This is a genomic window from uncultured Fibrobacter sp. (genome assembly GCF_900316465.1).
In the GTDB taxonomy this organism is placed as follows: Bacteria; Fibrobacterota; Fibrobacteria; order Fibrobacterales; family Fibrobacteraceae; genus Fibrobacter.
Window position 1 is genome coordinate 51,866 of sequence record NZ_ONDD01000005.1, and the last position, 26,347, is coordinate 78,212.

A 26,347-nucleotide genomic window follows, 5' to 3' on the forward strand; every position below is an offset into this window, starting at 1 on the left:
ACGCCATTAAGCAAAGCTTACCAAGTGAAACTATTCAGGATCATTATTGTCGCATTGTTGTTTGCCGGGCTGCTCTCGATTGCCCAGCACCATCATGACGACTTTGACGGACACGACGATTGCCCGGTTTGCGCACTGGTCCAGCATGGTCTTGATGTCGCTAGCGACGCGCCGGATGTCGCCGTATTTTTGGTGGTTATTTGCGAACTGGCATGCGATATTCGCGTTTTCAAGACGAACCCGCGGTTTCACTTTTCAAGGCCCCGCGCCCCTCCTGTTCTCTCGGCATAATCCTCTAAAACTTCAATCGCAACATCCTGCTTTTTGCCTCGCGAAAAATCGCTAGGTGTTTTTGGCCTTGTTGTCCGCAAAACTTTCCGCGGATAGGATCGTTGTATTCAAACGAGAGAAACATGAAACTGATTCAAACCCTTTCCTTTGCCTTTTTCGGCCTTATCCTTAGCGTTTTCTTTGCCGCCTGTGGCGATAGCAACAGCACCTCTACCGACCAGCATGAACATTTTGAAGCCGAAGGCTGGAACCTTTATTGGGGCGACTGGCAGCTTGCTTACAGCGTTTACCGCGGCAAGGCAGATTCCTCTATCGAAGTGATGCATGTGAACGCAAACTGCATGAGCGAACATATCACCGTAAAGTTCCTTGACGACAATAAGAAAGAAGTGGAGCCCCCGACCGATGACGAGCATTCCCTCGCCTGGGAAATTGAAGACGAAAAAATTCTGGATGTACACTCCTGCGGCAGCTGGGGTTTCCACCTGAAGGGTGTCAAGGAAGGCGAAACGACTTTGATTCTCAAGGTAAATCACCACGACCATGCTGACGCCCGTACGCCGGCAATCCGCGTTGTCGTAGACAAGGCTTTGGACGCAGATGAATGCCCGTTCCATGAACATCATCATGATGATGACGACGATGATGATGACCATGATCATGACCACCACGATCACGAGCACGAACATGAAGATTAGCCTATTTAGGGCTGCCATGGGGAGCCTCCTTTTAGGAGGCTTCCTTCACTTCTCTTTTGCCCAGGAATTTGTACAGGATTTAGGAAGTTCAGTCGTACAGGCAGAAAAGCCCTCGCAGGCAATTTTAGAAGGACTCCGCGAAGACGACGATTTAAAAGACAAAAAACTGTATCGCGCCATTTCTACAACCATTGCCGAAACCATCAAAAACGAGCCCGACGTAGCGATCCGTTCCATGGGCCCTGCGGCCGCACGCCCCGTTATCAAGGGACTTTCGGGTAGCCATGTTGAATTGACCGAAGACGGCGCATTTTGTGGAGACATGAGCGCTACCTCGCCCGATCACGCAGTCGCATCCGAAGTTTTAACGGCACACCGACTTCGCGTTTTGCGAGGCCCCCACATTTTATTGCACAGTTTTTCAGCCGCAGGCGGAGTGGTTCAAGTGGAACGCAACGACATTCCCTTTGGCGATTCTCTTTTCCACGGCTATGTCACGAAGTATTCTGAAAGTGCACAGCCGGGTTATGCAACAGCCGTAGGGGCAAATGCTTCGGTGAAGGGATTATCACTCAAGGGAGAACTTTTGGCCCGCCGCATGGACGACATGAAAACTCCCGACGGCACGCTCAAAAATACGGACATTGAAAACGGAAGCGGCGCCGTTGGCGCATCTTACGCCTTGGGGCGTTTCCGTTTCGGGACCTCTTACCGTTGGTTCAATAGCGACTACGGGATTCCCGGCGGATTCATTGGCGGTCACCCGAACGGCGTAGACATTGAAATGTGGAAACGCGACTTGACTCTGCGGGGGATTTATTTGCCGGCCAACGACGTCCGCGACACGCTGGATGTCACGCTTCGAATCAACCGTTATCATCACAAAGAATTTGAAGGAAAGAAGGGGGCGGTGGGGGCCGAGTTTGCTGTCAATCAGGAGAACTTGCGCTTAGAAAAACTCCTGGCAAGTCTCGGTCCCCTTTTCGGAATTCGCCTGGGCGCAGAACTGGAACGCCGATGGATTGAAATGGGTGGCTACGTGTTCACGCCACCGACTCGGTCGTATGCAGGCTCCGCTTTTGCCGTCGCCAGCATGAGTGGTTGGCGCGGGCTCGAAATTACGGTAGCTGCGCGACTCGGCGGAGCGATCTTTCGCCCGCATGAAAGCGTCGTCGCCGACAAAGACGCCATCGAAGACCGCAACTTTGCATTGTGGGCATTTGACGCAGAATTCTCGCAGCGCGTCGGTGTGGGCAAATTCTTGACGCTTAATTTATTCAGAACAACACGCGCTCCCACCATCGAAGAATTGTACAACCAAGGGCCGCATCTAGCCGCTTACACCTACGAGCGAGGCAACCACAAGCTGGACGCCGAAAGCGGCTACGGCACCGAACTCGAGTACCGCTCTTACGGAGATTTATTCACATGGCGCGCGACCGCTCACGCCACCTATTTTTTGAACTACCTCGCGCCCCGCGCCACCGGAGACACCAACTGGTCGCAACTACTCCCCATCTATCAAGTGCAAGGCGACAAGGCGCTGCTCTACGGCGCAAGCACCTCCATCGAAACCGCAGCGGAACAGGGCTTTCGCGCCGCCACCTCTGCAAGCTATGTGCGCGGCATGTACCGCAGCACCCATTGGAGCGACATGCCCCAAATTCCGCCGTTCAAGTTCCACGGAGAACTCGCCTACCTTTGGGAACATGTACGCACAGGCGCACACACCGACATGGCCCTCGCCCAGCACAAAGTAGACAAATACGAAGAACGCACCCCCGGCTACATCACCTTCGGCCTGTCAACTGAAATCCGCTGGGAACTCGCACTCGCCCGCTACAGCCTCGTTTTCCGCGCCGACAACCTATTCGACGCCGACATTCGTAATCACCTTTCTCGCCTAAAATCAGTCATGCCCGAGAAGGGCCGCAACTTAAGCGCACTTGCAAAAATCGAATGGTAACACCCATCAAACCTCAAAGGAGAACTATGAAAAAGAACAAGAAACCCGTCATTCTCATTACCGGATACCTGGGCTCCGGCAAAACGACTCTCTTGAATAACATTCTCAAGCAGGAGAAACGAAAAGTCGCCCTCATCGTCAACGATATGGGCAGCATCAACGTCGATGCCGAAATTCTGAAGAAGAACGGGTCGAACGTAGCCGAATGCCCGATGTTCGAACTGCAAAACGGTTGCATCTGCTGCACCCTCCGCGACGAATTTATCGAACAAGTCGAAAAGATTTCTAAGCTAGATTCTATCGAAGTCGTATTCGTCGAAGCCTCCGGCATTAGCGACCCCGGCGCCGTCAGCGCAAGCTTCTTGGCCTACGAAGAAGACAATCCCAAAACAAACGTCTACTTGACATCCATCGTGACCGTCGTCGATGCAGACCGCATTTACAGCGAATTTCTCAGCGACTTAAAGCATAAAAAAGAACAGCGGGATCACCTCGCCGACCAATACGATCTTTCCCAAGAAGAAATTTCCACATTGATTGTAGACCAAATCGAATTCTGCAACTTTATCGTCTTGAACAAGTGCGATTTACTCAGCGAAGACCATCTCAAGGAAGTCGAATCCATCGTGTGCGATTTCCAGCCCCGCGCACCGATTATCCATTCGGTAAACGGCGACATCGATATCAATAAAATCATGACGACCAAGCCATTCAACTACAGCCAAATTGAATCGTCCTCGGCCATTCAAAAAGCCACCGCAAGCTTGCTGCAATCCAGCCGCCGGCGCGACAGTTGCGTAGACGAATACGGAATTTCGTCCTTCGTTTTCGAGACTAGGCAACCATTCAACAGAACCCGTTTCATGGATTTCGTCAACAACCGCTACCCCACAGAACTGATCCGTTCCAAAGGCTACATCTGGTTTTCAGATGCCAGCAGAGATGTGCAGCTATTCGAACAGGCCGGCAGGAATTCCTCCGTCATGCCCGTTTCCTATTGGATAGACGCCCTGCGCGAAGACCAAAAACAGGCTTTTCTTGCCGAAAATCCCGAAGTCAGGGAAAACTGGGATTCCCGCTATGGAGACCGCGAAAACCAAGTCGTTTTCATAGGCAAGGGTTATAATAAGGAATTCATACGAAAGGAACTCGAAAAATGCCTTGACTAGCCACAAGCTCTTTTTCTATATTTATGCATAAAACTAAATAAATGCATAAAACGTAAAATACGGCGGTTCGTGCCATGGACAAGAAAATGACTTTACGCGAAGCTTTTGAAAGCAAGATGATGCTGCTCGATGGCGGCATGGGTTCTGTCATTCAGACTTACGGCATCAAGGGCGCGAACAACGACATGCTCTCCATCGAAAAGCCGGATATCATTCTTGATATCCAGCGCCGTTACGTGGATGCGGGCGTGGACTGCTTGACGACGAATACGTTCTCGAGCCAACGCGTAAGCCAGCACGAGTACCACCAGGAACACCGCATCGCCGAAATGAACCGCGCCGCCGTGAAAATTGCGAAGCAGGCCGCGGCAGAGGCCATGGAAAAGTACGGTCGCCAGGTGTACATTCTGGGCGACGTGGGTCCCACGAGTAAAATGCTCTCCATGAGCGAAGACGTGAACGACCCCGCGAGCCGTAGCATTACTTTCGACGAGCTGGAAGATGCCTACCTGGAACAGATTCAGGTGCTAATCGAAGAAGACGTCGATGCCATTCTGATTGAAACGATTTTTGATACGCTGAACGCGAAGGCTGCCGCCAGTGCATTCACTAAGGTGATGGAAGCGCGCGCCGCTAAAGCCGGTGACAAGGCTGCCGACCTCAAGCCCGTCGAAGTCATGTTCTCCATGACGGTGAGCGACGCTTCGGGCCGTACACTTTCGGGTCAGACGGTGGAAGCATTCGCCGTGAGCGTGATGCACATGCATCCGCTTTCTATCGGCCTCAACTGCGGTCTCGGTGCCGACGGTATGGTGCCGTACCTGCGCCGCATGGGCAAGGTCGCGCCCTGCTACATTAGCTGTCACCCGAATGCGGGGCTGCCGAACCAGTTCGGCGGTTACGATGACACGCCCGAAGACATGGTGCGCCTCATGGGCGTTTACCTGGACGACAAGCTGGTGAACATGATTGGTGGCTGCTGCGGTACCACACCGGAACACATCGCCGCCATGCGCAAAATGCTCGACGCCCTGCCGGCCGATTACGAACGCCGCAAGCCCGCGCCCAAGTACGCCACGAGCCCGCTACTCCGCCTCGCCGGTTTGGAACCGCTGTTCAAGGAACAGGTGCGCCCGAGCAACGGTGCCGACAGCTGCAACGCCGAAGACTTTGTGAAGGTCGGTGAACGCTGCAACGTGGCAGGCTCCAAGAAGTTCCTCCGCCTTATCAACGAAAAGAATTACGAAGAAGCGCTCGACATCGCCCGCAAACAAGTCGAAGACGGTGCCGATGTAATCGACGTGAACATGGACGACGGCCTCTTGGATGCAACTGCCGAAATGCAGACCTTCTTGAACTTGCTCGCATCGGACCCGGCCATCAGCCGCGTGCCCATCATGGTGGACTCTTCCCGTTTCGAAGTGATTGAAGCGGGCCTCAAGTGCGCCCAGGGCAAGTGCATCGTGAACTCCATCTCCCTAAAGATGGGCGAAAAAGCTTTCATTGAGCATGCGCTCACTATCAAGCGCCTCGGCGGCGCCGTCATCGTGATGCTCTTTGACGAAGAAGGTCAGGCCACCAACTACGAGCGCCGCGTGCAGATTGCCGCCCGCGCTTACGACATCATGGTCAAAAAGCTCGGCTTCGACCCCTCCGACATTATTTACGACCCGAACGTCTTGACAGTCGCTACAGGCATGGCGGAACACAACGCCTATGCCATTGACTTTATCCGCGCCGTCCGCTGGATTATGGACAACCTGCCTGGCGTCCGCATTTCGGGCGGTCTTTCGAACCTTTCCTTCGCTTTCCGTGGCAACAACTATCTGCGCGAAGCGATGCACACCACGTTCCTGCATTACGCGATTCCGAACGGCATGGGCATGGCCATCATGAACCCGAGCGCAATCATCGAATACAAGACGATTCCGCTGGAACTCCGCATGGCCATTACCGAAGTCATCTACAATACGGAACCGGATGCCAGCGAAGCGCTCATCGAAATTGCAAGCCGCATGACCGCAGCCGCTGCTGCCGCCAAAGAAGCGGGCACCAAGTACGACCCGAAGGCAATTTTCGCCATGAGCACAGGTGCCAGCAGCTCATCTGACGACGGCGCCAACGCCGCCGCAGACGCAAAGCCCACGACGCCCGAAGAACGCCTGCAAGAAGCTCTCCTTAAAGGAACTTCTACAACGCTTCAGCCCGACCTGATGGAACTCATCAACCGCGGCGATAGCCCGGTGGGAATTATTTCTGGCCCGCTAATGGACGGCATGAACGAAGTCGGTCGTCGCTTCGGTGAAGGCAAAATGTTCTTGCCGCAGGTGGTCAAAACCGCACGTACCATGAAGAAGGCCGTGGAAATTTTGCAGCCCTATATTGAAGCGGGCAAAGACGCCAACGCATCGAGCCGCGGCAAGATCGTGATCGCCACCGTGAAGGGCGACGTGCACGATATCGGCAAGAACATCGTCTCCGTGATTATGGCCTGTAACGGCTATGAAATGGTGGACCTCGGCGTGATGGTTCCCGAAGATGTCATCGTGAAGGCGGTCATCGAAAACAAGGCCGACATCTTGAGCCTCTCTGGACTGATTACGCCCTCGCTCGAAGAAATGTGCACGGTGGCAAAGGCCATGCAGGACGCTGGCCAGCGCATTCCGATTATCGTGGGTGGTGCTACAACCTCGCCCACGCACACCGCCGTAAAGATCGCCCCGTGCTACGACGGCCCCGTATTCCATGTGCGCGATGCCGCCAGCAACCCAGGCCTTGTGCAAAAGCTTTTGGATCCAGCGACTAGCGAACAAACCATTCAGGAAAACCGGGTCGAACAGCAGAGAATCCGCGACAAGCAAAACGGCATACAGACCGAAGCCGCAAGCGCCATGGCCGCAGCCGAAAAGACTCCCGAAGAACGCCGCTATCAATGCGACTGGAGCAAGTACCAGCCTGTGGAACCGCCGTTCATGGGCGAAAGCAAGCTCCCGCCGATTCCGCTCGAAAAAGTCATTCCGCTTATCAGCTGGGAATACTTCTTCTTCACTTGGAAAATCAAGCCCGAAGAGGAAGAAGCAAAAAAACTCAAGGCCGATGCCGAAGCACTCATCAAGTCGCTCACAAAGCCCGAGTATGCACTGCGTGCCGTGCAGGCGTTCTACCCTGCAGCCGGTACGGAAAAGTCGGTTATCTTTAACACGGGCCGTACCGGCACCGACTCCGACCTTGTCGAAGTCGCCACGGCACGCCAGCAAAATCCCGAAGGCACTTGCCTCGCGCTCTGTGACTACGTTGCTCCTGCGAATGCGAACACCGCAAGCGTCTTCGCCGCTCCCGCCGGTAAAGATGTATTCCGCGACATCGTGGGTGCCTTCGCCGTCACCGTAAGCGACGCCTTCGTCAAGCGCCTCGAAAAGCTGAAAGCCGAACAGGGCGGCAGCGACTACGACGTTCTTTTGATGCAGACTGTCGCCGACCGCCTGGCCGAAGCCGGCGCCGAATACTTGAGCAAGGAACTCGAACGCACCAACAACTGGAAGGGCATCCGCCCGGCCGTCGGCTACCCCGTGCTCCCGAACATCAAGGAAATCTTCAATGTCGCAAAACTCATCGACTTCAACAGTGTGGGCATCAGCCTCACCGAAAACGGTGCCATGTACCCGCAAGCATCCGTGAGCGGCCTTTACATCAGCCACCCTGAAATCGACTACTTCCACGTGAAGGTGTAAGAAAAATACGCATTTTACCTTATCCAATCCGCACTCGTTGCAGATTTCTCAAAATAAATGAGCTCAAACACCCCCGGCGACACAGCCGTTTTTTCTAAAAAGAGATTATTTTAAAAACAGGTTGTTTTTAAAAGGGTGTTTTATGAAAAGTATTCTGACCGCGTTCTCCACGAAGGCAAGTCTCGCCACCGTGCTCATCGCAAGTGCAGCGACATTGTCCTCCGCAGCAATCAACATTTCCGTCGACACGCAAAAAGGTATCAAGAAAATTTCACAGTACCTGTACGGGCGCAACATTGATAAAATCAGCGATGGCGACCCCGAAGTGAATGAAGAAGAAACCGCTTTCATCAACCAGATGCTCGAAGCGGGCGTGCATATGCTGCGTGCAAACAACGGCAACAACGCCACGCGCTACAACTGGCGTCACAAAATGACCGTTCACCCCGACTGGTACAACAACGTTTACTCTCACGACTGGGCGATTACCGCACAAAAAGTCCTTGACAAAATGCCGGGTATCGACGCCATGTACGCCTTCCAGCTCACCGGTTTCGCCGCAAGCTCCACCGACTACAACTTTGGCGACTGGAACTGGAAACAAGAGCACGGATTCTACGCGACCTCGACACTCGACCTTGCAGGTGGCGGCGAAGTAGATGAAGACGGCAAGACACTCGTAAAGGCTGGCGACTACAAACTCTACAATATGGAATGGCCCGCCGACTCCACCGTCGCCATCATCCCGTACTGGCGTGACGAACTCAAGTTCGACATGAGCCGCTTTAAATACTGGAGCATGGACAACGAAATGGAAATCTGGCGCGGCACGCATTCCGACCTCGATCTACCTGTCACCGGAGATTTTCTTGTAGAACACTATATCGATGTCGCCAAGAAAGCTCGCACGCAATGGAAAGATATCAAGCTCACCGGCCCCGTTGCCGCAAACGAATGGCAATGGTGTTCCGTCGCCTCGTATAACGAACAGGACCGTCCCAAAGGCCCCGATCGCAATTACTGCTGGCTCGAATACTTTATCATGAAGGTCGCCGAAGAGCAAAAGAAATCGAGCGTGCGTCTGCTCGATGTTCTAGATATTCACTGGTACCCGAGCGAAAAGGATTACGAATCGCGCATGAACTGGCACCGCGTACTGTTCGACACCACCTACAACTACTCCGGCGCAAACGGAATCAAGATGGTAAACGGCGGCTGGGACAACGACAACCAAAAGGAATACATCTTCAAGCGTATTAACGACTGGCTCGACAAATACTTCGGCAAGGATCACGGCATCACGCTCGGCATTACCGAAACAAGCCTCATCGACGAAGACGACCCCATGGTCACAGCCCTCACCTACGCCTCGTTCATCGGCACCATGCAGGACAACGGTGTCGAGATTTTCACCCCGTGGACATGGGGCGACGGCATGTACGAAACGGTGCACCTGTTCAGCCGCTACGGCCATCCGAACCGCGTGCAGTCCACCTCCAGCAATGACTCGCTGGTGTCCGCCTACAGTTCCATCAGCAACAAGGGCGATTCGCTCACAGTCATCTTCGTGAACCGCGCCGAAAAGGACGCACAAGAAATCAACCTCGATCTTGCGGACTTCGCCTCCGACGGAACAGTCAAAACACTCACCTTGCAGAACCTCCAGGGCGAAACATTCATTTCACACACAAGCAACGCGTTGAAAGAAAACGTGGTAGATGCAAATCCGCAGGGCGGAACCACCTCTGCGACTGGCTACAGCATTAACAGTTTCAAGATGACGCTCCCCGCAAAGTCAATCACCGCAGTGCTACTCACTTCCAACAGCCCGACCGTCGTTGACGCCATCAAGCCCAAGGCGAAGGCTCGCCCCACAACGCATTACGGGGCAACAAGCCGCTTCGATACAAAAGGACGTAACGTAACCCACACCCGCACAAACCCCGGCTACTACATTCTGCGATAATTTTTATATATCCCCTTTAAGTGCATACAACTTAAAGGGTTTTATATGGAAAACAAAGAAGAGATTCAGGTCGAAGAAAACCAAGCAGAAGTTTTCGCTCTTGGGTTATCGCGTCGCCACCGTGTGGGAATGTTCCATCAAGAGCGACTTTGACCGCACCATAGAAAGACTCGCCGCCTTTATTCAAAGCGACGAGGAATCTATAGAAATCTAAAGAGAGAATTACTTTTCAACAACAATCAATTCAGGCTCGCCACGATCCGGAAGCGGCTTGAAAATTTTCACGTTCGTCTGAACCGCGGGACCGCCAAAGGCCTTCATTTCGCAAACGAAAAGGTAATTCATGCCGGCCACCACCTGCGTCGATACGCTGAGTGGCTTGAGCCCGAGATAAGCATAATCCTTGGTCGCTGCGGTAAACACAGCAGAATCTTCAGCATTGAGCGGGCGCTGTTCCGAGAAACCACCCATCAGCATTTCTTCGGTCTTGCCGGCTTCCAAGTTGCCAAAGAAGGCTTCGACTTCGCTAGCAGCAACTTCGGCACCATTTTCAGCGGCAATACGCTTATTCGAAATTCCATAGGCAAGCGTCACGTTCGCATTCGGTTCAAGCGTCTTGAGTTCTTCGGCAGATGCCTTGCGGCCACCGCTGCCATATGTGCAGAACGGCACCACCACCTTGCCGCCCAAGTCGTTAGAATCGAGGAAGGTGTAAATGGGCGGAGCAAAAGTTCCAAACATAATCGGGTAGCCCAGGTAAACCGTGTCGTACTTGTCCAATTCCACCTTCGCATTTTCAAGGGCGGGCCACTGTTTGCTATCACGCTGCGCCTTCACCGCGGCAATGGTGCTGTCGTAAGTCGAAGGATAAGCAGTCACCAGCTTTAATTCCACGGCATCGGCGTTCTTTGCCTTCGTGAAGATTTCGGCAAGCTTTTTAGTCGCACCATTCTGCGAAAAGTACACCACCACCGACTTGGTAGCGGGCGCCACCACTTCGACAGGTTCCGCCTTGGGCTCCGGTTTGGATTCCTTCTCGTTGCAGGCAGTAAACACCATCGAGGCCGCCAATACAGACATGGCAGCAACAGTCAATTTGAAATGATGGAACATTGTGTTCTCCTATTTAGCTTTTAGCCTGTTCCGGCGCAACGCCGTTTGTGCCTTCTGCAGCCGTTTTCGTTGCAGCAGCATCCGCATTAGAGCTTTCTTCTGGCGGCGGTGCCAGCTTAGTTCTTGCGCCGTAAAGTCTTTCAGAAATATGCGTGAAGGTTTCCACGATATCCGGGTCAAAATGTTTACCCGCACCTTCCACAATAATCTGCATGGCCTTTTCATAAGTGAACGGTTTCTTGTACACGCGTTCAGCCACAAGAGCATCGAACACGTCGGCCACAGCCATGATTCTTGCTGACAGCGGAATATCTTCGCCCTTGATGCGCGTCGGGTAACCCGAGCCATCCCACTTTTCATGGTGGTAATGCGCCATATCGATCGATTCGTTCAAGTAATCCGCATCAATGGTATCGCCTGCATCTTCGACCATCTTCACCAAGATTTTCCAACCTTCGGTGGTATGGCTCTTCATGATGGTGAATTCTTCGTCAGTGAGCTTACCCGGCTTATTCAGAATCAAGTCAGACACGGCAATCTTACCGATGTCATGCAACGGAGCGGCACGCTTGAGTTTTTCGATGTAGGCATCCGTGAGCACATCGACAAACTTGCCTTCAGCCTTGAGCTGACGTGCAATCGCTTCCACGTATTCAGCCGTCTTCTTAATATGGTTACCCGTGCTCTTGTCGCGCGCTTCAACCACTTCAGCGAATTCCATAATAATGACTTCCTGCATGCGCTGAATTCGTTCGTTCTGCGCTTGCACTCGCTGGATAAAGTTGTAAGTGTCGCTCGCCATCGTGTAGATGGATTCGTACAGGTGCTCAATTTCGTCTCTCGTGCGTACCCCGATTTTTCCGAGGCGTTCCACGCTGTCGCGAATGCTTTCGAGGTCCACCTTTTCGGTTTCAAGCATGCTGGCACGAGTCGTGTTGGCAGCAATCTTCATGGCTGCCAAGGACATCTGGTTCATGGGAATCACTACGCCACGCTTCACGAGTTCAAGCACGATACTCATGATGATAATTGAAAGTCCGAAGAACAGCGAAAGCATCTTGATAAAGAAGATCGCTTCGTCGCGAATGATATTTTCCATCGAGATATCAGCCGCAATATAGGCAACCGTCTTATTCGACGAATTGCGGATCGGTCGATATACGGTCAACAACCATCCGTACTTGTCATCCGAGATAATCGGTTCAATCTCGCCGCCGGCCAAAAGAGTCGACAAATACGGTTCAAAACTCGGATCGAATTCCACAACATCGCCCGGAGAACCTCCCGGTTCGCCATCGGTATCCAAGTCAAACACGACATGGCACCCGTCCTGACGAATCTGGTACACGTACAGGTACTTGGTCTGCGGGAAGCTTTCGCGAATAGAACCAAGAACCGTCCGCACAAAACCGTAGTCATCCACTTCGTAGCCACGGTTGATGTAATCCTCGACCTTTTCAGGATTAATCACGGTCGACGCCGCCTTGGTCACACCTTGTGCAATACTGATAAAGCTATTGACGGAGTTTTCGCGGTACAAGAAAAAGCCAATCGTACAGGCGAGGCCGCCCAAAAGAACTTCAGCCGCAATCACCATGTAAACCACCTTGCGCAGCAAGGAAGTGCGGACCATCTTTTTCATGACATCGTTGCTGTTGACGCGCAGGAACACCCTATTCAAGTGGTTCTTGATAAAGCGGGGAATAAAGCGGAAAAGGAACACCGCAAAAACAACGACAACACCCTTGTCAAAGAAGTCGATAACGATGTCTGCCCAAAGCTGCGAAGTAAATTTGCTCCAGCCAAGGACTTCGTGGAATGCAATCGAGAACGGAGCCGAAATGCCTTCGCCAAAATTGAATCCGTACAGGAAATAGGTAAATACAGATCCGATTCCGCCGCCGATCAAGGCAAACGAAAGGATCACGACAAACAGGCGCGGAATGTTCTTGAAAAAGCGCTGGTGGTAAAAGAATGTTGCAAGGGCTGCAATAAAAATACTGATCACCCCGTAGAACATGGTCACGGGGTCCGAAATACCGTTAATCGCATTCGAGGTAAAACCGACTATAACCGCAGGAAGGTTGCCGCCTAGCATCGCGGTTAAAATTGTTCCCAAGCAATCCAAGAAAAGCGGCAAGTGCAAAGCAATCGCTATTTTCGCAGGAATGATATTCAGCAACAGGCCTGCTGCAATAAGCATCAAGACGCTTTTTAAGCTAGAGCCGTTTTCGAAATCAAAAAACTTTTTGAGAGCCGTTTTCATTTGACCCAATACATCCTTCTTAATACTCTTAAAATAAATAAAAAAAGGACTCTCACGAGTCCTACTTTATAATTTCCACTATTTTTTTGTTGTTTGTGGCCCCTGAAACCACCGAAACATCGCGTTTATGCACATGAAAATGTTCGGCTAGGAGTTCGCAGATGGCTTCGTTCGCCGCTCCATCTACCGGAGGAGCCTTGACTTCGACCTTGTAGCTTCCGTCCGGGAGCTCGGTCACGCTTTCGCGTTTGCTCCGGGCATGTACCTTGATGTTTATTCGCATAAAGTACTAAGCAAGCACGTTTCCCGGGGCAGCCGGGCGAGCCTTCAGCTCTTCCTGCATGCGCTGGTCATTTTCCATGGCCGTCAAAAGTTCTTCCTGGCCTCTGATCAAGGCGCGGCAGCGGATGAAATAGTTTGTACGTAACTGCTTGAGCTGTTCGATTTCCATGCGGAGCTCTTCGGCCTCTTTCTTGGTGGACTCCACCTCGCGGACCGCTCTTGCCTTTGCTTCGGCAACGATAATTTCGGCTTCCTTTTCGGCGGTGGCCTTAACTTCGTCAACCGTCTTCTGCATGGTGACTACGGCATCTTGAATCGTCTTTTCAATCTGGCGGTAGTAATTCACGCGCTCTTCGGCAACCTTCAGACGTTCCGTAAGGTCAGTCTTGTCTCTGGACATCTGTTCGAAAGCGTTGGCAGCTGTTTCCAAAAATGCCTTGACTTCTTCAGGATCGATTCCATTGAAATTCTTCTTGTGGAAGCTCTGATTTCGGATATCCAGTGGTGTAAGTTCCATACTAAAACCTGCAAAAAAATGAGTATTTGCCGTTTTGGGCGTCAACTGAAATATAATAACTTGCCGCCTGAGGTGGCAAAGACATTAAAAAATAAGCTATAAAATGCCGTTTTACGTATACTAATTTACACATAATGGAGTATATTTGAATTATAGCGTTTATGATCAAGTTTCTAAAGGACTTTTGGGGAGCGCAAGATACACTGGAACGAAAAATGTTCTGGTCGATCTTGGTGGTTGTTACCGTAGTGGCAACCTGCTCTGCCATCTTTACCATTTACGAGGGACTGAACTTCTCGGCGTCCCTCGCCAGTCTCGGCTGTGCCGTGCTTTGTTTCGTGATAGCCTTTGTCGCCGTAAAGACAGCGCTCTATAACCAGTGTTACCTGGTCATGTGCTGCGCGCTCAGCTGTTTTTTAATGCCCATGCTGTTCTTGTTCTGCGGCGGTATCACAAGCGGCATGCCGCTTTACTGCATTACCTCGCTTGCACTGATTGCCTTTGCGACTCGCGGAGCCGCCAAAAGAATCTCCTTTTTTATTTCACTGATAGTCCAAGCAGCAACCATCTATATATCGTGGAAAAACCCAAACGTCGTATTTGTAGAACTGGACCGCGACGGAGCCTACCTCGACATTCTGGTAACGCACATTCTCACGGGCATTACACTCTTTGCAGTCGGTTCGTTCTCACTGATATCGTATGTGCAGGAACGCGAGAAAAGAGAAAAGCTTGTCGCCCAGCTGGACTACCTGTCGGTCAGGGATTCCCTTACCGGCCTTTACAACCGCAGGTACTTGCTCAAGTTCCTCGAAGAAACTGTCTGGAAACACCGCAACGAATACTTTATCGCCATGTTCGACTTGGATAATTTCAAACAAGTTAACAGTAAGTACGGACACACCTTTGGTGACACCGCCATTTGCACCATAGGCAAGCTCATTCAAAAGAGCGAAGACGAAACATCCGGCGAAATCGTCACCCGTTTCGGCTGCGAAAAGTTTATCTACCTCATCAACGCCGGTTCCGAAGTCGAAGCCTATGCCAAGGTAGAATCCATACGCAAGGCCGTTCGTCAGGTTCGCTTCGAAGAACATCCGGAACTGCAGCTTACAATTAGCGGCGGACTCCTCCCCTGCAATTCAAAATCGGCATCCGATGTCAAGCAGTTGCTATTCCGGGTAGACGAGCTTGTCGTTTCGGCAAAGAATCAGGGCAAAAACCAGATTCGCAACATGGTGGAAAACTAGAGATTTTCTATCTTTACCTCTGAAAAAAATTTAAGAGGTCCATTATGACATTTGAAGAGATGTTCGCACTGGCTTGCCAGCGCAAAAAGGATATGCCCGAAGGTAAGGGCACTACGGAACTGTTCAAGAAAGGCCCGCACGGCATCGGCAAGAAACTTGTTGAAGAAGCCGCCGAAAGCTGGATGGCAGCACGCTTCGAAAGCCGCGACGCCCAGTGCCTCGAACTTTCCCAGGTGCTTTACTATGTGGCCGTAATGATGGCCGAAAAAGGTCTCACCCTCGAAGAAGTGTACGCTAAACTATGATTAAGGTAGCTCTCCCGAATAAGGGCATGCTCTTTGAGCCTACCCAGGAACTTTTGAAGGCTTGCGGTTACAAGGCCACCAAGCCCTACAAGACTTTGACCCAGCTCGACACCAAGAACGGAATCGAATTCTTCTTCTTGCGCCCGAGCGACATCCCGATGTACGTGGGCCGCGGCATTATCGACGCCGGCATCACGGGTATCGACTTTAACGCCGAAGCCAAGAGCCCGGCAGTCAAGGTTCTCGACCTGCCCTATGGCGCCTCCAAGATGTGCGCCGCAGTCCCGAACGAAAGCCCGGTGCAGTCTCTTGACGAACTCAAGAACGCAACGATCGCCACCAGCTTCCCGCACATTGTCGAAGGCTACTACAAGAAGGACATGAACTTCGTGGTGCTCGAAGGCGCCGTCGAAATCTCGGTGAGCCTCGGCGTGGCAGATGCCATTGTCGACGTGGTCGAAACCGGTACAACGCTCAAGCAGGCTGGACTTCGCATTGTGGGCGAACCGCTCTTCCGTAGCAACGCCGCCCTCTTCTGCAACCCGCAGAAGACCGAACTCGAAGAAGTCAACACGCTGATCCGCCGCATCCAGGGCAAGCTTGTCGCTCAGACATACATGATGATCGAGTACGACTGCCCGGCTGAAATCCTCCAGAAGGCATGCGAACTCACTCCGGGCCTCGACGCCCCGACGGTGACCAAGCTGCACGGCCGCGAATGGTATGCCGTGAAGGCCATGGTCCCGCAAGAAGAAGCAAACGCCATCATGGACAAGCTTTGGGACGTCGGTGCACGCAGCATCCTGCTATTCGGTATCAAGAGCGCCCGTATTTAAGACATGCAAACACTTGCTTACTTAGCACGCCAGCCTATCCTCGACCGCGAGGGTAAGATTTACGCGTATGAGCTCTTGTTTCGCGACTCGCCCGAAAGCGACATCGCAATCATTGCAAGCGACGTACTTGCCACCGCGCAAGTGCTTGAAAACGTGCTGAACAATATCGGCATCGAACGCCTGATCGGAAACAACAAGGCGTTCGTGAACTGCAGCCGCAACATGCTGCTCGACAACCTGTTCGGGCTTTTGAACCCCAAGTACTTCGTACTCGAGGTTCTCGAAGACGTCGAAGTCGACGAGGCGATCGTCAAGGCCGTCCAGCGCTACAGGGCACTGGGATTCGAACTGGCGCTCGACGATTTCATCTTTAACGACGAATTCATCACGCGCTTCAAGCCGCTATTCCCTTACGTCAGCTACGTCAAGATGGACGTGGTCGACAACTCGCAAGAGTCCATGAACGCAGCCGCCATCTTCTTCAAGACCATGGGCATCAAGCTCCTGGCCGAAAAGGTGGAAGACGAAGCCACGTTCAAGCGCTGCGAAGAAGTGGGCTACGACTACTTCCAAGGGTTCTTCTTTGCAAAACCCGAACTGGTGACCGGCCGTAAAATCGACGCGACCTCGGCAACGCTTCTGCAGCTGTTGCTCCGCATCAAGTCGAGACCCAGCCTCGAAGACATGGTTGAAAGCATTTCCAAGCACGAAGACATCGCCCAGAACCTGCTCCGGTTCGTGAACTCCGACTCGGAGACCAGGCACAGCCGTATCGACTCCGTCAAAGACGCTATCGTGTGGGTCGGCATGCGCCGCATTCAGGAATGGCTGATGCTCATGCTTTACGCCCGCCCGGAACTCGGCATGAGCCCGCAGGCATCGCCCTTGTTCCAGAACGCAAGCCACCGCGCGAAGTTCATGGAAAGCCTCGCCCGCTGTATCGACGAAAACAACGACGACTTCTGCGCAAAGGCATTCATGGTGGGCCTCATCAGCCGTATGGACGCTTTGGTGCGCGCCCCGCTCGAAACCATCTTGCCGGACGCCCCTGCCGACGACGAAATGCAGGACGCCCTCCTCAACCGTACGGGCCGCCTCGGTACACTACTCCGCCTGGCCGACGCCGTGGAACTCGACGACCGCGAATCCATTCAGGCATGCCTCAAGGAAGAAGGCCTCCATTTCGCACAACTGAAACTCTGCATCAACGAATCCTATAGTTTTGCCAATGAACATTGAACCGCAAAGTCTTGAAGCGTTAATCGGGGAATTTTCATCGCTCCCCGGAATCGGACAGAAAACTGCCCGTAGACTTGCGTATCATATTCTTTCTAAAAACGAAGGTGATGTAGAACGTTTCTCGGCAAACTTGCTGAACGCCAAAAAGAACGTTCACCCCTGCCCGCGCTGCTACGCCTTTACCGACGAGGACCTTTGCCCCGTTTGCAAGGCAAGGCCCGACTCCAAGTGCATTTGCGTGGTCGAAAAGAGCTCCGACATTGTTCCCTTTGAACGTTCGGGCATTTACAAGGGCACTTATTTTGTCCTTGGCGGCGTGATTTCACCCTTGGACGGCATTGGTCCCGAACACCTGCACCTGCCCGAACTGGTAAAGCGCATTAAGGACGAAGGCATCGAAGAACTTATATTTGCATTAGGTTCTAGCCCCGAAGCCGACAGTACAGCCCTCATGCTCGACCACATGCTGGCAGGCGTAAACGTCAAGCGCACGCGACTGGCTCGCGGAATCCCCATGGGTTCGGACCTTGAATTTGTTGACGAAGTCACCATGCTCCGCGCATTCGAAGGGAGAGTCAGCTTATGATCGAAAAAACACCGAAAGGGACAAAGGCGAATTTACCGCCTAAAACGGTTCACCATGGCCCTGTCATGGTGGGCGACTACAAGATTGTCTCTGCAGAATTTGTCAAAGGGTCAACAAGCATCAAGCACCTTCCCGAAGAACGCTTGCCGCAAATTGCCTTCCTCGGACGCTCCAATGTGGGCAAATCTTCGCTCATGAATGCCCTGATGGGCAGAAAAGACTTGGTAAAAGTGGGCAGAACCCCCGGAAAAACCCGCGAATTGAATTTTTTCAAAGTCAACGGACGATTTTTTCTAGTAGATTTACCAGGTGTAGGCTTTGCAAAAGTCAGCAACGCCAAACGCGACCAAATGGCAGACTTTATCCGCGATTATGTGGAAAAGTGTAAAGACCTGAAAGGTCTCGTATACTTGGTAGACGTGCGTCACGGAGGCCACGCCATCGATATCGAGACGGTCGAAGCCATTCGAGCCAGCGGTTGCCCCGTGCTGATTGTCGCAAGCAAACGCGACAAGGCGAACCAGTCGGAACTTGCAAAAGGACTCCGCAGCATCAAGGAAAAATTCGGGCTCGACCAGAATCCCTTGAGCGTGAGTTCCTTAAAGAAATTCGGACTCGGCGACTTGTGGCACCAAATTTTGGAAGCGATCGAGCAGAAAAATGAGAGTACGGAGCCCTAGAAACTGGCAACGATTCACACTCCCCGCAAAGGTATTTCATTTGCTGGGTCTGTTCTTGTTGCGCCGTCCTTTCGGACAACAGATTGCCTTGTTCTGCAGAGCCGTCTCTAGTATCTTCTCTAAAAACCGCAGTTTAAAAGCCGACTCCCGTAACATCATCATGCAGACGTTTTTTACGGCAGTCGAAATTTTCCCGATTCTTTTTGTCGTGGCAACCTTATTTGGTGCCGTTACCATTATCGAAGTGCTTTCGATGATGAGCAAGATGGGCTTTGCCGACTTTGTAGGAAACATGATTGTGGTGGTCGTCATCCGCGAACTCGGCCCTATTCTCACGGCATTCTTGATTGCAGGTCGAAGCGGCTCTTCGCTAACCGCCTACATCGGGAGTATGGTCATCAACTACGAAGTCGACGCGCTTGCCACCATGGGCGTCAACCCGATTCGTTTCTTGGTCATGCCGAGTTTGATCGGCGGCTGCATCGCCATGCTTATCATGAATGTCTTCTTTAGCGCAAGCGCCATTTGCGGCGGATTCATTCTTACCAAGTGCGCGATATTCATGAGCGGTATGAGCGGCGTCATGCAAAGCGAAATGTCCAACATTCAGCTGACCTGGTCTTACCTGAGTGACGAAATCCTGAAAGCCATTACGCTCGAAGACTTTATCTTCCTTATTCTGAAGCCCCTTGTCTTTGGCGCCATTATTACCACCAACGCCTGCTACCAAGCCTTGAACATTCCCCGCGATGTACGCCAGGTCCCCAAGGCTGTTTCGCGTTCCGTGATCAAATCTTTCCTGTACATTGTCGTTGCTGATGTGATTATTTCGATATTCTACTTAGTGGACTACATGAACAACCTTAACCAGCTGATCTAATGTTTGACGAAGCCTTAAGTCTAGATGATATCCATCTCGCCTATAGAGACCTTGCAGGAGCAATGTTCTCTAAGCCGAGAATTTTAGGGTATTTCAGAGGCATCGAAATGGACCCGCAAAAGGAACTGTTCTCGAACGTGTACCTTAAGGTTAAGCGCGGTGAAACCATTTGCATTGGAGGACCTTCAGGTCAGGGAAAGAGCGCACTTCTTAGAGTCATTGCCGGACTTACACGCCCTACCCGCGGAAACATCTACTATTTCGGCGAATACCTTCCGCCCGAAAAGTTGACCGCCCTGGAAGTCGCGAAGCGCCAAGTAGGCATGGTGTTCCAGAACGGAGCCTTGATTTCAAATTTGCGCGTACGCGACAACATTGCCATGCCGCTCCGCTACCACAAAATGGGCACCCCAGCAGAAATTGAAGAAAAGGTCAACATGGCCATGGACTTGATGCGTGTACGCGAAGAAGCCGACTTGTTCCCGCACATGCTCAGTATGGGCATGCAAAAGCGTGTGGCCATCGCGCGCAGCTGGGCTATGGACCCGAAGCTTTTGCTGATGGACGAACCCACAGCAGGTCTTGACAACTACAACCGCCGTAATTTGCTGCCGCTGATTGACAACATGCGTACCTTGTTCAAAACGACAATCATTATCGTGACGCATGACCTTATGATTTCGAAGGAACTGGACTGCAACATTTGTTTCTTGCACCGCAAGACACTCACGGAGCCCAAGCCCTTTGATTACTGGCTCAACACCGATAGCGAAATTTCTAGAGAGCTGTTCCGCGACCTGAGAAATAGCGGCTAGCAAAAAGATGTGAGATGTGAGATTAGAAATGAGTAATGAGAAATTGAACATCCCACATTAAGCATCACACATTGCACATATACAACCCATAGGCTTTTAAAATATGTTCCTTCCTTTACCTGACGACTTTCATGCGCACCTCCGCCAGGGCGAATTGATGCCCGGTTATGTGCGCGACTTGGTTCAACAATTTGGCCGCGCCATCATTATGCCGAACACGGTGCCCGCGATGACATCTGCCAAGGCGATTGCCGATTACAAGGCGCAGATCTTGGAAGCGGCAAAGGCCGTGCGCCCGGATTTTGTTCCGCTCATGACATTCAAGCTGAACCCGAATTACACCGAGCAAGATTTGAAGGACATGATGGCGGTCGGCGTTGTGGCGGGCAAGTATTACCCCGCCGGCGTGACCACCAACAGCGCCGACGGCATCAGCGATTTCGAAGGCATTTTCCCGGTGGTCGCCATGATGGAGCATCTTGGCCTTGTGCTGTGCGTGCACGGCGAAGAACCGGGTGAATTCTGCCTGGACCGCGAGCCCGCCTTTATCAAGCGCGTCGAAACCTTGGCCGAAAAATTCCCGAAGCTCAAAATCGTCTTCGAACACTTGAGCTCGGCGAAGTCGGTCGAGGCAGTCAAGCGACTCCCCGCGAACGTGGCCGCCACCTTCACGGTGCACCACTTGATGATGACGCTTGACGACATCGTGGGAGACGCCTTACGGCCGCACCATTTCTGCAAGCCGCTCCCGAAGCGGCCGGAAGACCGTGCCGCCATTCGCGAAGCCGCCTTCAGCGGCAACCCCAAGTTCTTTCTCGGCACGGACTCTGCGCCGCACCAGCTCGGCAAAAAGGAATGCCCCTGCGGCGCAGCAGGCGTCTACAGCGCCCCGGTCGCCATCCCGCTCTTGGTCCAAGAATTTGAACGGGCTGGCCACCTTGACAAGCTCCCTAATTTCATTGCCGGCTACGGCGCCGACTTTTACGGCCTTCCGCGCACGACCAAGCAGATCGAAGTCGTCCGCGAAAAGTGGACGGTGCCCGCCATCGTAAACGGCGTGGTCCCTCTCGCCGCCGGGCAGGAACTCGACTGGAAGCTCGTATAATTTTTATATTTGCGCCATGCCTTCCGATTCTCGCAAATACCTTGTTGGCCTTGTAGGCCCAGACGTTCTCGAAGCCGCCGAAAAGGACTTGTTCCACCCGGTGCGTCTCGACCTCGACAATTGCGACGCGATTGAAATCCGCTACGATTTCTTCGACGAATCGGAATGGCCCACGCTCTCCGAAAGAGTCCGCCACATCGTCGACAATAAAATCCAGATTGGCACCATCCGCTTACAGCGCGACGGCGGCAAATTTCCCGACGCCCGCGCCGTAGAACGCCTAGAACTCTGGAAGCGCATCCTTTCGGGCAAGCAAGTTCCCGAATGGCTCGACCTCGAACGCGACTGCCTAAGCGATTTCAAGGCCTTAAACGATATGGCCTACCCCATAGGTGTCAGCCTGCTCATCTCGGAGCACAACTTCGTGCGTATTCCGACCGACATGGAACTCGAAACCTTTGCTGCAGACATCAAGCGCGTAGGCGCCCAAGGGCTAAAGATTGCCGCAATGAGCAATTCCGACAGTGACTGCGACCGCCTGTATAAGTTCGCAAAAAAATACGGCAAGAAGTTCCAACTGTTCGCCGCCTTCGGCATGGGCGAAACAGGCCGGGTCAGCCGTCTTTGGTCATTGAACGAAGGCGCCAACCTCACCTACGGTTCTATCGGCCATTCCGAGGCTCCGGGCCAAATCGAAGTCTCCGTGATGCGCCGCGCCCTCGATCAAACCGAAAATTTGCACTCCCAGATGGAAATTTTGGCTTTTTTGGAGCAATTCTAGTCATTTTTGATATTTTTTCGTTTCAAAGGGCATATTTTTGTCCAAACGGCGCATTTTTTTGCTAAATATCCATATTGAAAATTATAAAAGGAAGTAACCATGCGCCTTTCCGAAAGGTTTGTCGACAATTGCATTCTGATTAACTCCAAGAGCACGTCCAAGGAACAAATCCTGAACGAACTCGTGGATACGCTTTGCAGTGCCTACAAATTGGATCACCGCAATGAAATCTTTGATGCCGTCTGGACTCGCGAACAGAGCCGTTCCACCGGTATCGGTTGTGGACTTGCCGTTCCGCACGCCAAGATTGACTGCGTAGACCGCATGTGCATGGCCGCAGCCACTATCGAAGGGGGCCTCGATTTCGCCTCGTTCGACGGCGAACCGGTTTACCTGATCATTTTGATCGTCAGCCCGGGCAACACCGTGGGCCCGCACCTCAAGGCTCTTTCCTCCGTCAGCCGTCTTTTGGCCGATGGCGGCGTCCGCAAGGACCTGATTGCCTCCAAGGATCCGGCCGAATTTCTGACCATTCTCCGCGCTGCCGAGGACAAATACCTCTAATCCCCTTGACAGGCCAGAAAAAGTTTTCTATAATTGCGCCTACCTTGGACGGTTAGCTCAGTTGGTTTAGAGCGCTGCTTTCACACGGCAGAGGTCACTGGTTCAAATCCAGTACCGTCCACTAGAAAGGCTTCCTACCCCGGAAGTCTTTTTTGTTTTATACACTTCGGGCAAGTAATTTTGTTATCTTGTCTCCACAACGCAACTTTTTAAAGCCTGTAGGCATCTAAAAGGCATGATTAACACCAAAGTCCTCATTAATGCATTCTTCGCTATGGCCGCCTTGACGACGGTTTTTGCCGAAGGCACCTGGACCTTAGAAGACTGCCTCAAGCAGGCCAAAAAATCTAGCTTAAAGCTTGAATCCGCAAAGCTCCGCGAGCAGTCCGCCGACATTTCCATTAAACAGGCCAAGTCTAGCGGCGGTCCTACCGTAAGCGCAAGCATCCAGAACACGCTTTACGACCACCCCTACGTTTATAACGAAGACCACTACCGCTTAAACCTCGGTATTTCCGGCTCCTATACTCTGTGGGACGGTGGTGCCACGAGCCTGAACGTAGAATCCAAGACGCTCACTAAAGAAGCGACTGTCCTTGCCACCCAGCAGACTGAACGCAGTGTCCAAGAAAGCGTGCTGAACGCCTACATGAGCCTCTTGGCCGCAAGCGAAAACCTGCGCACGGCAGACGCCTCGGTGGAACTTGCCCAGGCCGAATTCGAGCACTACAGCAAGCTTTACGAAGCAGGCTCCATTACCAAGAAAGATTTGACCCAGTCGCAGTCCAACGTACTGCAAAAGCAGACCTCGCAGCTCACGGCCCAGCTCTCTGTGAGCACCGCAAAGACGACTCTGCGCCAACTTCTGGAACTTGACGACAACACGGAATTCCAGATTTCCGCTCCCGAATCAAATATCGAAAGCCCCGATTCTCTCGAAGCGCTCCCGACATTCGAGCAACTGAAGGCCGACGCCCAAAACGCACACCCTGGACTCAAGTCCGATAGCGTGTCCGTACGCGCCGCCCAAAAGAACACGCAAGTCGCCGGAAAGGGCAACTCCATTACCGTGACCCTCGGCGCCAATTCCAGTACAGGCTTGCAGGCCTGGGAATCCAAGGCTTACAAAGACCAGCTCAAGTACGGCTGGCAGAATTCCATTACGCTCGGCATCAACATTCCGATTATCGATGGCGGCGCCACCGCAAGCAAAGTCTTGCAGGCCCAAGTCAACGAAACCGAATCGCAGGTCAGCCTCAAAGAAGACTTGAAGACTCTTGAAAACAATCTCGAAAAGCTCTACCTGAACGCCATGAGCGCCGACATGCAATGGAAGGCCGCAATCCTCCAGGTGCAAGCCGAATCCGAAGCGCTCACCGTAGCCGAAGAACAGCGCAACGCAGGCGCCCTCACCTACACGGATTTCTTGACCCAGAAGAACAATCTCGAAAAAGCCCAGATCACGCTCACCAACGCCAAGTACACGAGCCTGCTTTCGCGCAAGCTCCTGGAACTTTATCAGGGCAAGCTGGATAATTAATTGTTCCGGTCAAAACGGAACACGTGACGGTTGTAGTTAGAAGTCAGCAGATAGCATTTATCTTCTTGCACCGTCATGAACATATTGACAAAGTACATGCGCAAATCGGTCACGCGCTGTTCAAAGTCGGTCAAGTCCATCAAGACGCCATCATCTTTAATGACCAACGTCAAGTTATCGGGTTTCAAGTTCACGTCGATTTCGACAAAGACCTTCTTGCCCTTGTTCCGTTCGTAAACCACCATTCCCAATTCTTCTAGAATCAGCATGGCCTTGATTCTAATGTCCCCGCTCACGCCGCGGTGAGTCAAGAGCTTGCTGATACTGTTTCGGTAAAGAATCAGGTTCTTGGGCGTAAGTTCCATGTCATGCATGAACCAGTAATTTTCGATCGAGAATTCCTCGAGTTCAAGCGGAAAATGCCTCTTGCCATGAATCAGCAAATGGATGGCGACACTCGCGCCAAGCGCCACATAGGGCGCGACACCGAAGGCGCTCCACATGGCCTGTTCGCCCACGAAGGCATGTATGCCGAGAACACCCGCGAAGGGGCAAATGAACATCACCAAAGAAATAAAGAGGAACGAAAGCAGCGGCTGTTCATGCACATGATAACTGGCGTAAGTCTTGACCAAGGCGAGCGGGAAAAGCCCCACCGCACAAGCGCGAATTGCAAACACGGTTTCATCGGCAAGCGTCTCAGAATGAATGCCGAACAGCTGCGCCATGGCAGGTGCAAAAATCACCAGGAACGCCGTAAAGAACACTCCTTCCTTGAGAAGCGCCCAATTGACAAACTTCATGGTCTGCAAAATGCCCTTGCCGTTCCGTTCGCCGCGGTATATATTGATGAGCGGTTCTGCCGCAAGCCAGATTCCGTTGAATATGACACTCACCTCAACGATTTCGTACACAATAGAAAGTACAGTCAACTTTTCTACAGCGAAGTGTTCCACAAAGTAGAAGTTCAACAAGGCGGTCAACAAAGAAAAATAAAGATACTCGCAGGCCTCCGCCATGCTTAAGCGGAATGTGCGTCCCACGTCAGCAATCTTGAAATGCCATACAAAGCGAAGGCTGTTGTTCTTCCTGAAAAAATGCAGGCAAAGTACCGCGATACTGAGCACAATCGAAAGCAAGGTACCAAGCGCAATTCCCGACATGCCCATGCGTGTGCAGAACAAGCAAGAAAGCACTACGTTTCCTACAAGAAGCACGGCATACGATGCATTGCAAATTCTGGTATCGCCATCGGCAAAAATCATCTCTTGCAAAACGTTGCAGAGCGGCATGAAAAATGCGATTCCTAGGAACCAGACATAAAATTCGTCGACATACTGCAGCAGTTCCGGATCCACGTGCATAAAATGGAACATGAATCCCTTTCCAAAAGTAAAGAGAACCACCATCAATATTCCGACCGCAAACGCCAACAGAACGCTCTGTCCAAAGAACCTGTTTGCGCGATCCCGGTCCATACGGCCAAGTTCTATAGAATAGCAAGCGAGGCTCCCCACGGCCACAAGCGCATTCAAGAAAAAGATAAACGAAAACAGGGGCGAAAAAAACGAAATGGAGGCAAGCGCCTTTTCACCAAGAAACTGGGCCGCTATAATTTTATCAATAAAAACGTTCGCGATTTCGGCACATACCGAAATCGATGCCGTCAGGAGCATGGCGCGAAACCGCTGCCCGGAGAATGTCTTTTTGATAAGCATCCATCCCTAATTTAAAAAAAAATGGGCAAATTCCAAAAATAAACACGCG

The 26,347-nt window shown here is 52.2% G+C and carries 23 protein-coding genes and 1 tRNA gene; 18 read left to right on the plus strand and 6 right to left on the minus strand.

The genetic code is table 11. The features are described 5' to 3' along the window. Nucleotides 1-30 precede the first annotated feature (30 nt). The gene (locus QZN53_RS03100; protein WP_163437447.1) at nt 31-252 is read right to left on the minus strand and encodes a hypothetical protein; all 222 of its coding nucleotides are present in this window, start codon (nt 250-252) and stop codon (nt 31-33) included. A 161-nt stretch (nt 253-413) separates the two neighbouring features. On the opposite strand from QZN53_RS03100, the gene QZN53_RS03105 reads away from it, so the two are divergent. From QZN53_RS03105 to QZN53_RS03125, 5 genes are all read left to right on the plus strand, one after another. Next, nucleotides 414-989: a hypothetical protein gene (locus QZN53_RS03105; RefSeq protein ID WP_163437448.1), complete on the plus strand. Its 576-nt coding sequence runs from the start codon at nt 414-416 to the stop codon at nt 987-989. Then, a complete protein-coding gene (locus tag QZN53_RS03110; RefSeq protein ID WP_294651552.1) occupies nt 892-2,955 on the plus strand; it encodes a TonB-dependent receptor in 2,064 nt (687 codons plus the stop codon). The genes QZN53_RS03105 and QZN53_RS03110 overlap by 98 nt, the downstream gene beginning before the upstream one ends. A 26-nt stretch (nt 2,956-2,981) precedes the next feature. Beyond that, nucleotides 2,982-4,124, plus strand: a complete 1,143-nt coding sequence (locus QZN53_RS03115; RefSeq protein ID WP_163437450.1) for a GTP-binding protein — start codon at nt 2,982-2,984, stop codon at nt 4,122-4,124. Nucleotides 4,125-4,198: 74 nt separating this feature from the next. Next, complete coding sequence (gene metH / locus QZN53_RS03120; protein ID WP_294651555.1) at nt 4,199-7,855, plus strand: methionine synthase; 3,657 nt, start codon at nt 4,199-4,201, stop codon at nt 7,853-7,855. A gap of 142 nt (nt 7,856-7,997) precedes the next feature. Further along, complete coding sequence (locus QZN53_RS03125; RefSeq protein ID WP_163437452.1) at nt 7,998-9,821, plus strand: glycoside hydrolase family 44 protein; 1,824 nt, start codon at nt 7,998-8,000, stop codon at nt 9,819-9,821. A 222-nt stretch (nt 9,822-10,043) separates the two neighbouring features. Here the strand turns inward: QZN53_RS03125 and QZN53_RS03130 are convergent, their stop codons facing one another. The 4 genes from QZN53_RS03130 to QZN53_RS03145 all read right to left on the minus strand — a co-directional run bounded on the left by QZN53_RS03130 (nt 10,044) and on the right by QZN53_RS03145 (nt 13,999). Continuing rightward, complete coding sequence (locus QZN53_RS03130; protein ID WP_163437453.1) at nt 10,044-10,934, minus strand: flavodoxin; 891 nt, start codon at nt 10,932-10,934, stop codon at nt 10,044-10,046. Between the two features lie 13 nt (nt 10,935-10,947). After that, the gene (locus QZN53_RS03135; protein WP_294651621.1) at nt 10,948-13,200 is read right to left on the minus strand and encodes an HD-GYP domain-containing protein; all 2,253 of its coding nucleotides are present in this window, start codon (nt 13,198-13,200) and stop codon (nt 10,948-10,950) included. A 61-nt stretch (nt 13,201-13,261) separates the two neighbouring features. After that, complete coding sequence (locus QZN53_RS03140) at nt 13,262-13,483, minus strand: DUF167 domain-containing protein (RefSeq protein ID WP_073055335.1); 222 nt, start codon at nt 13,481-13,483, stop codon at nt 13,262-13,264. A 6-nt stretch (nt 13,484-13,489) separates the two neighbouring features. After that, nucleotides 13,490-13,999: a DivIVA domain-containing protein gene (locus QZN53_RS03145; RefSeq protein WP_163437455.1), complete on the minus strand. Its 510-nt coding sequence runs from the start codon at nt 13,997-13,999 to the stop codon at nt 13,490-13,492. Nucleotides 14,000-14,160: 161 nt separating this feature from the next. Here QZN53_RS03145 and QZN53_RS03150 point away from each other — a divergent pair, with 161 nt between their 5' ends. The 13 genes from QZN53_RS03150 (at nt 14,161) to QZN53_RS03210 (ending at nt 24,580) form a co-directional block, all read left to right on the plus strand. Continuing rightward, nucleotides 14,161-15,249, plus strand: a complete 1,089-nt coding sequence (locus QZN53_RS03150) for a GGDEF domain-containing protein (RefSeq protein WP_163437456.1) — start codon at nt 14,161-14,163, stop codon at nt 15,247-15,249. 44 nt (nt 15,250-15,293) lie between these two features. Next, the gene (gene hisE, locus QZN53_RS03155; protein WP_088628520.1) at nt 15,294-15,554 is read left to right on the plus strand and encodes a phosphoribosyl-ATP diphosphatase; all 261 of its coding nucleotides are present in this window, start codon (nt 15,294-15,296) and stop codon (nt 15,552-15,554) included. Continuing rightward, nucleotides 15,551-16,390 carry an ATP phosphoribosyltransferase gene (gene hisG, locus QZN53_RS03160; RefSeq protein ID WP_163437458.1) on the plus strand — a complete coding sequence of 280 codons (840 nt, stop codon included), beginning with the start codon at nt 15,551-15,553 and terminating at the stop codon, nt 16,388-16,390. Before hisE ends, hisG begins: the two co-directional genes overlap by 4 nt. A gap of 3 nt (nt 16,391-16,393) precedes the next feature. Beyond that, entirely contained in the window at nt 16,394-17,629 is a 1,236-nt protein-coding gene (locus QZN53_RS03165; protein WP_163437460.1) for an EAL domain-containing protein, read from the plus strand. Beyond that, nucleotides 17,619-18,215: a recombination mediator RecR gene (gene recR / locus QZN53_RS03170; RefSeq protein WP_072801045.1), complete on the plus strand. Its 597-nt coding sequence runs from the start codon at nt 17,619-17,621 to the stop codon at nt 18,213-18,215. Before QZN53_RS03165 ends, recR begins: the two co-directional genes overlap by 11 nt. Then, the gene (gene yihA, locus QZN53_RS03175; protein WP_163437462.1) at nt 18,212-18,895 is read left to right on the plus strand and encodes a ribosome biogenesis GTP-binding protein YihA/YsxC; all 684 of its coding nucleotides are present in this window, start codon (nt 18,212-18,214) and stop codon (nt 18,893-18,895) included. The genes recR and yihA overlap by 4 nt, the downstream gene beginning before the upstream one ends. After that, on the plus strand, nt 18,876-19,775 hold the full coding sequence (locus QZN53_RS03180) for an ABC transporter permease (RefSeq protein ID WP_163437463.1): 900 nt from the start codon (nt 18,876-18,878) through the stop codon (nt 19,773-19,775). The genes yihA and QZN53_RS03180 overlap by 20 nt, the downstream gene beginning before the upstream one ends. Before the next feature lie 62 nt (nt 19,776-19,837). Next, a complete protein-coding gene (locus QZN53_RS03185; RefSeq protein ID WP_163437464.1) occupies nt 19,838-20,590 on the plus strand; it encodes an ABC transporter ATP-binding protein in 753 nt (250 codons plus the stop codon). Between the two features lie 103 nt (nt 20,591-20,693). Beyond that, complete coding sequence (gene pyrC / locus QZN53_RS03190) at nt 20,694-21,695, plus strand: dihydroorotase (protein WP_163437465.1); 1,002 nt, start codon at nt 20,694-20,696, stop codon at nt 21,693-21,695. A gap of 16 nt (nt 21,696-21,711) precedes the next feature. Beyond that, nucleotides 21,712-22,476: a type I 3-dehydroquinate dehydratase gene (locus QZN53_RS03195; protein ID WP_163437466.1), complete on the plus strand. Its 765-nt coding sequence runs from the start codon at nt 21,712-21,714 to the stop codon at nt 22,474-22,476. 99 nt (nt 22,477-22,575) lie between these two features. Continuing rightward, complete coding sequence (locus tag QZN53_RS03200; protein ID WP_163437467.1) at nt 22,576-23,040, plus strand: PTS sugar transporter subunit IIA; 465 nt, start codon at nt 22,576-22,578, stop codon at nt 23,038-23,040. Nucleotides 23,041-23,086: 46 nt separating this feature from the next. Further along, nucleotides 23,087-23,161: transfer RNA gene (locus QZN53_RS03205), tRNA-Val, on the plus strand. Between the two features lie 114 nt (nt 23,162-23,275). Continuing rightward, on the plus strand, nt 23,276-24,580 hold the full coding sequence (locus tag QZN53_RS03210; RefSeq protein ID WP_163437468.1) for a TolC family protein: 1,305 nt from the start codon (nt 23,276-23,278) through the stop codon (nt 24,578-24,580). Here QZN53_RS03210 and QZN53_RS03215 read toward each other — a convergent pair. Continuing rightward, nucleotides 24,577-26,298 carry an MATE family efflux transporter gene (locus QZN53_RS03215; protein WP_163437469.1) on the minus strand — a complete coding sequence of 574 codons (1,722 nt, stop codon included), beginning with the start codon at nt 26,296-26,298 and terminating at the stop codon, nt 24,577-24,579. The genes QZN53_RS03210 and QZN53_RS03215 overlap by 4 nt on opposite strands. Nucleotides 26,299-26,347: the final 49 nt, after the last annotated feature.